This window comes from Nautilia sp., from assembly GCF_053994455.1.
Genome location: NZ_JBMYAU010000014.1, coordinates 1 through 6258 on the forward strand (window position 1 = coordinate 1; position 6258 = coordinate 6258).

Here is a 6258-nt window from a genome sequence, read left to right on the forward strand (position 1 = left end):
TAGGATATATTGCAGTGAGTGATTTTAACGGGAATTACTATAAAGCATATAACTATTGTAAAATGCTAAGGTTTGTAAAGATGCCTGAATATTCAAGATTTATCCGAAGAATCAATCATCTGGAAAAAATAATTGAAAAGCTTTTTAACTGGCTTTCTAAACTGTTTATGAAACTTGAGGATACGCAGATATACTCTGTTGATTCATTTCCGGTTGAACTGTGTGATATAACAAGAGAGAAACAGGTGAATTTATGGAATAATATCGGTTTAAAAGGATATAATGCTTCAAAGAAAAAATTTTTTTACGGATTTAAAGTACATATGGTGGTAACAACAAATAAAGAACCGATACATTTTTTTATATCTGAAGGTTCAATGCATGATGTAACAGCATCTTATCATCTGTTACCGTATCTTTCAAGAGGTGCCGTTGTAATTGGGGATAAAGGATATGTTTCAGGTAAGCTCGAAAACTTTTTAAAAAATTTAGATATTACCTTATCACCGATTTTTAGAAACAATATGCAAAAAGACAGTGAATATGCGGTAAAAAGAAAAATAAGAAAAGGTGTTGAAACTGTTTTTTCTATGATTACTGCCAAATTCGGCAAAGTTATAAAAGCAACCTCTATTGGCGGCTTTTTAACAAAGCTCAAGCTCTTTATTTTAGCTTACAGTATTGATTGCTTTTTGAAACTGGACAAACAAAAACAAAATTCGCTTTTTAACTAGCAATTTGGGTTATTTTTAATTAAATTTATATTATAATAATGTAATATATATATCAAGTATATCAAGGCTTTTTATGAAAAAGTTGCTTATTTTGTTGTGTGCTTTGGTTTTGTTCGCAAACGATGTAAATTTAACAAAAGAAGAAAAAAAATATATTTCTTCTCATACTTTCAAATGTATCACAACCGCAACGTGGGCACCTTTTAATACTTTTCAAAATAATAAACTCGAAGGTATTTCTGTAGATTTTTGGAATTTAATAAAAAATAAGCTTCATATAAAAAGTAAGTGTATTATTGCTTCAAACTGGTCGGAGGTATTAAATGCCATTAAAAACAAAAAAGCCGACATCACAATAGGTACAGATAAAACCCCTCAAAAAAGTTTCACCCTATTCTCAAAACCATACGCAATGTTTCCCATCGCCATAGCCACAAGAAACGATATAGGTTTCATAGGTTCAATGCTGTTTTTAAAAAATAAAACTATAGCGGTCGGTAAAAATTATACTGTTGCCCATCTTTTAAAAAACAGTTATCCAGATTTTAAAATAATTGAAACCGAAAACATTAAAAAAGCTCTTGAAATGGTCTCTTCCGGCAAAGCTTTTGCGGCAATAGACATTATGCCTGTTTTAGTTTACAATATCAATAAATATGAATTTGCCAATCTCAAAATCTCCGGGAAAACACCATTGGAATTTAAACTGCGTTTTATGCTCTCTATTGACAATTCTCTTTTAGTCTCAGCAATAAACAAAGCAATCGATACCATTAGCGAAAGACAGAAACAGCAAATTTACAGAAAATGGATACATGTAACTTATCAGGAAGGCTATTCTTTTAAACAAATATTTGCGATAATATTTGTTTCAATTATAATAATCGCCGCATTAATTTACTGGAACGGATTATTAAAAAAAGAGATTAAAAAAAGAAAAGAAACAGAAAAAAAACTCCAAAAACTTTCTATCATTGATTCATTAACAGGCATATTTAACAGATACAAAATCGACACCACAATTAAACAACAAATAGCTTACGCCAAAAGATACCACACTCCTCTTAGCATTATATTTTTTGACATTGACCACTTTAAAAAAATAAACGACACTTTCGGCCATAAAGCAGGTGATGAAATACTTAAAGAAATTACAGGTTTAATCAAACAACATATAAGAGAATACGATATTTTCGGCAGATGGGGTGGAGAAGAATTTATTGTAATTCTTCCTAACACTTCACTAAACCAAGCATTAAACGTAGCACAAAAGTTAAAATCAATTATAGAAAAAAATAAATTTAAATATATCGATACATTAACTTGTAGTTTTGGTGTTACGGAACTGAAACCTGAAGATAACAGCGATTCATTTTTAACAAGGGTTGATTCGCTTATGTATGAAGCAAAAAAAAGAGGCAGAAATAAAATCATTTCAGATTTGAATGTTTAAACAGCTCATCAAGTTTATTTACATTAATTTTATATTTTCTTTTAGGGAGTTTTTGAATAACTTCCTTATCTTGTAAATCTTTGAATAACTTTATTAAAGTAGGTTTACTGATATTGATTTTTTCCATAATATCGTTATAAGAAAGTGAAAACGTATAATCATCGTCGATACTTTTTACAATCATTTTTATGACCTCTAACTGTTTACTTTCGCATACAATTGATGCTATTTTGAACAGCAACGTATTATTAACAAGCTCTTTTTCCTGATATTTAGGAAGTAAAATTTCATACAAACTGTCAAGCAGTTCTTTTATTTTAATAGGTTTTACGAGGTAATTTACGGCTTTAAGTTTTATAGCGTCAAGAAGATAATCGGTTTCGGTATAAGCGGTTGTCAGGATAAAAGGGACTTCAATTCCGTTTTGTTTTAGAAAAGAAATGAATTCAAGTCCATTTTTATCTCCGATTAAAATATCGCTAATAATTACATCAATATGTTTTTCTTTTAAAATTTTATAAGCTTCGGTAGTATTATCCGCAGTATAAATGTTTTTGACAAAATCTTCAAGAATTTCACTTAAATTTTTAAGTAAACTTGTATCATCTTCAATATACAAAATATTAAATTCTTTTAAAATATCATAATTTTTCATCATTTTCCTTTATAGGCAAAGTGATTTCAAACATTGCACAATTATACATAACATCCGTTCCCATTTTGTGCTTTATATTAAGGGCTTTTATCTTTCCGCCCATGTGTTCTTCAATAATCTGTTTTGCCATATAAAGCCCTATCCCGCTGCCTTTGTCTTTCAGTTTTGTAGTAAAATAAGGCTCGAATATTTTTTCAAGGTTTTCCTCTTTAATACCTCCGCCGTTGTCTATTATACTGATAATTATACCCTTTTTTTCTTTTTTTACTATAATCAGTATCTTTTTATGTTCAACACTGCTTTTTTTTAATGAATCTATTGCATTATTTAAAACATTCAAGCATACATGTGAAAGTTCGTTTTTATATCCTAAAATAGTGACGTCTTCTTTGATATTCACATCCATTTTAATCTTATATTTTTCAAGCATATGAGAAACAAGTTGTTTTGAATGGCAAATACATTCTTTGATACTAAGTGTCTTTTTGGTTTTATCGGGTCTGAAAAAATTTTTAAAATCGTCAATCGTTTTTGACATATTCTCTGCAAGAAGCAATGCTTCATCCGTCTTTTTATTTATAAATTCCGGAGTCAATCTGTTCATTTCGTTTTTTAATTTAATAGACTGTAAAATAAGCGAAATACTTCCTAGCGGCTGCCTCCACTGATGGGCTATGTTTTGAAGCATTTCACCCATTGCCGCAAGCTTGCTTTGCTGAAACATTATTTTATCTTTGCGTCTGTTTTCTTCTACGGCTTTTTTTATTCTTTTTTCAAGGTTTTTATTAATCTCTTCCAATTCTTTTGTTTTAATTTTTACTTTTTCTTCAAGGTCGATATGAACCTTTTTAAAATTTTCCACTATTAAAATTATGAGCGTAATACTGAATACAAACACCACAACAATACTGAATACTGAAGCTTTGATTACAAATGAAAATCTTTTATCCGTTTTAACTTTTTGCTCGATGGCTTTTTTTATATTAAAATTAATAAGCTCGGACAAATAAATATTGATAGTGTTTACATCGTTTTTAAGCTCTTTAAAATCAACCTGAGATGTATTTAAAAATTTTTTAATCTGAGAATTTATCCTTTTTCTAAGTTTCAAAACGTTTTCAATTACAAGCGATTCAAATCCCGTTTTTGGATACTGTGTTTGAAAATAACACTCCCACTCTTTATCCAAAAGTTCTTTTGCAAGCGCAATCACTTCTTTTGCCTGATTGAGGTTTATTTCACCGCTTTTATATTGATTAACTGTTTCAAAAACGTTTATTTTGTATAAATCCTTTATATTTTCAAGTTTTACAACAGGCACGGTTCTTTTTTGAAAAAGGGTGTCGATGTCGTTTTTAAAAATAAATATAGAATACTGCGATGAAACAATAATCGTTATCATTGAAAAAAATATTACAAATATCAAAAGTTTCGTTTTTGTAAAAAATCCGAGCCTGTCTAAAAACCTGGTATTCATTTTAACTCTTTAAAAGTGTTGTTTTTATATTTAAAAAGATACGTTTTGTTTAAAAGCTGATTGTTTTTATACTCTATTTTAATGCCTTTTAAAAAATTTCGGGGAGTGTTTTTTATAATTTCCACCAAATGAGAAGGCGTATACGGAAAAGTAAGCTTTTCAAAAGCCCTTAAAAGAATCTTATTTGCAAGATAGGCTTCAAACGCAAAAAACGAAGGTTTTTTATTCGGATAAAATTTTTTAAAATCCTTTTCAAACAAGACCGCTTCTTTTATTGATTTGTCGTTATAATACGGCACAACTTCCGAAAAAATTAAATTATCTCTGTTTTTAAGAAGTTTTACTAAACTGTCGGGATTAACAAACGATACCGTGCAAAACACAGCATCGGGATCTATTTGTCTGTATTTTTTAATAAACAAAGCACTCACTTTTGACGTACTTCCCATTATTATAGCCTGAGGTTTGGTTTTTGCTATTTCGTTTAACGCCGAAGTTATAAAAAAAGTGTTTCTTTTATATGCCCCAGCCGTCAATAAATTTAGATTTCTTTTTTTCAAAATTTCATAAGTATCATAGTATATTTCGTTTCCGTATTCGTCGTTTTGGTAAAAGACGGCAATTTTTATAATGTTTCTGTCTAAAAGGTAATTTATTATTTTTCTTATTTCGTCTTTATATGAAGCCCTGAAATTTAAGACGTTTTTATTGTTTCTTAAAAACTCCGCTCCGGTAAAAGGCGCATACAGAAAAATTGAATTGTCGTTCAGAAAAAGTAAAATCTCTTTTACCGTCGGTGTTCCCACTATTCCGTAAAGCAAAAAAAGATTATTATCATAAAGTTTTTTTATATTTTCTTTTGTAAGTTTAGGCTCGTACCTGTCGTCTAAAAAAAGATATTTGATTTTACCTTTAAGTCCGCCCCCATATTTTTCAAAACTGACTTCAGTTCCCGTTTTTACGGATTGTCCCATATCAGACATTATACCTTTAAGCGGCAGGGACGAGCCTATAATATATTCTTTTTTAGATGCTGTATACAAATAAAAACCCATAAGTAAAATTAACGGCAAAAAAATAAATATTCTTTTCATCTTCATACCTTTCATATTATTAAAACCAAAAAACGTGCCAATAAAGTGCTTGATATTATATATTTATTTTACCATTTAAGCTTAATTTAAGGTTTTAAGTGTTATAATGCTTTTAATCAAATACAAAAGGTTCGCAATGAATGAATTCGTATATTTTTCAAATGAGCTCGATTTTCCACTTCCGGAAAACATAATTCATACAAACGATACTTCCACAAAAGCAATTATATCTAACTCTAAGAAAATAGAATGTGAAATTTACGCTCCCGAAATTGATTTTTACATAAAAAATTCAAAAGACATCGTTTTGGATAAAATAGATGCAATCTCTAAACTTTATGAAATAAGGGCTGTTAAATTCGACAGTGCAAAATACAACGAATACCAAAAAGAAATCGGAAACAGACTGCTTATAATAGGCACAAAAGAAGAAGCCGAAAAAATAAACCCTGAAAATTTCGAAGTTTACTATGCACTTCCCGAATGGATAAAAGAAATTAAAGGCACTATAGGAAACCTTGAATTTACAATTGACAAAAACGGGGAAATTATTCCTTTGGTTGTGGATCAGGCCGTATGGTTTAACGCTCCCGAAATTGCATACAAACAAAGAGGAATAATCGACCCTTTAGATATCGGCATAGAAAAAGCACAAGAAATATTAAATAAAAGAACAGGAATATACAAATACAGAAATTTTATCACTTATGATGTCAATATATGCCAATATAACGGCAGGGTATTAGCAGAAACCTGCGGAAACTGCGTAGATGTTTGCCCTACTAACGCAATAATGAAAATAGACGAAGAAAAAAAACTGCTCTTTTCACACATCGACTGCGACG

General features: G+C 29.8%; 6 protein-coding genes. 3 read left to right on the forward strand and 3 right to left on the reverse strand.

What is annotated here, in order from left to right; translation table 11 throughout:
* Together ACXJIE_RS00780 and ACXJIE_RS00785 are read left to right on the forward strand one after the other, a co-directional pair.
* A partial coding sequence (locus ACXJIE_RS00780; RefSeq protein WP_456479077.1) for an IS982 family transposase occupies window positions 1-734 on the forward strand: 734 nt, incomplete at its 5' end.
* 73 nt (window positions 735-807) lie between these two features.
* Entirely contained in the window at window positions 808-2187 is a 1380-nt protein-coding gene (locus ACXJIE_RS00785) for a transporter substrate-binding domain-containing diguanylate cyclase (RefSeq protein ID WP_456479078.1), read from the forward strand.
* On the opposite strand, the gene ACXJIE_RS00790 is transcribed toward ACXJIE_RS00785, so the two are convergent.
* Genes ACXJIE_RS00790 through ACXJIE_RS00800 form a run of 3 tightly spaced genes read right to left on the reverse strand, consistent with a single transcriptional unit; the run spans window position 2165 to window position 5413 of the window.
* Window positions 2165-2842, reverse strand: a complete 678-nt coding sequence (locus ACXJIE_RS00790; protein WP_456479079.1) for a response regulator — start codon at window positions 2840-2842, stop codon at window positions 2165-2167. The genes ACXJIE_RS00785 and ACXJIE_RS00790 overlap by 23 nt on opposite strands.
* A complete protein-coding gene (locus ACXJIE_RS00795; protein ID WP_456479080.1) occupies window positions 2829-4319 on the reverse strand; it encodes a sensor histidine kinase in 1491 nt (496 codons plus the stop codon). The genes ACXJIE_RS00790 and ACXJIE_RS00795 overlap by 14 nt, the downstream gene beginning before the upstream one ends.
* Window positions 4316-5413, reverse strand: coding sequence for an ABC transporter substrate-binding protein (locus ACXJIE_RS00800; RefSeq protein ID WP_456479081.1), 1098 nt, complete (start codon window positions 5411-5413; stop codon window positions 4316-4318). The genes ACXJIE_RS00795 and ACXJIE_RS00800 overlap by 4 nt, the downstream gene beginning before the upstream one ends.
* 136 nt (window positions 5414-5549) lie before the next feature.
* Here ACXJIE_RS00800 and ACXJIE_RS00805 point away from each other — a divergent pair.
* The coding region (locus ACXJIE_RS00805; protein WP_456479082.1) for a 4Fe-4S binding protein at window positions 5550-6258 on the forward strand (709 nt) is incomplete at its 3' end.

Bases quoted from the DNA above. Each gene is read 5' to 3' on its own strand.
- ACXJIE_RS00800 (WP_456479081.1), bottom strand. From the start codon at position 5,413: ATGAAAAGAATATTTATTTTTTTGCCGTTAATTTTACTTATGGGTTTT.
- ACXJIE_RS00790 (WP_456479079.1), bottom strand. From the start codon at position 2,842: ATGAAAAATTATGATATTTTAAAAGAATTTAATATTTTGTATATTGAA.
- ACXJIE_RS00785 (WP_456479078.1), top strand. From the start codon at position 808: ATGAAAAAGTTGCTTATTTTGTTGTGTGCTTTGGTTTTGTTCGCAAAC.
- ACXJIE_RS00795 (WP_456479080.1), bottom strand. From the start codon at position 4,319: ATGAATACCAGGTTTTTAGACAGGCTCGGATTTTTTACAAAAACGAAA.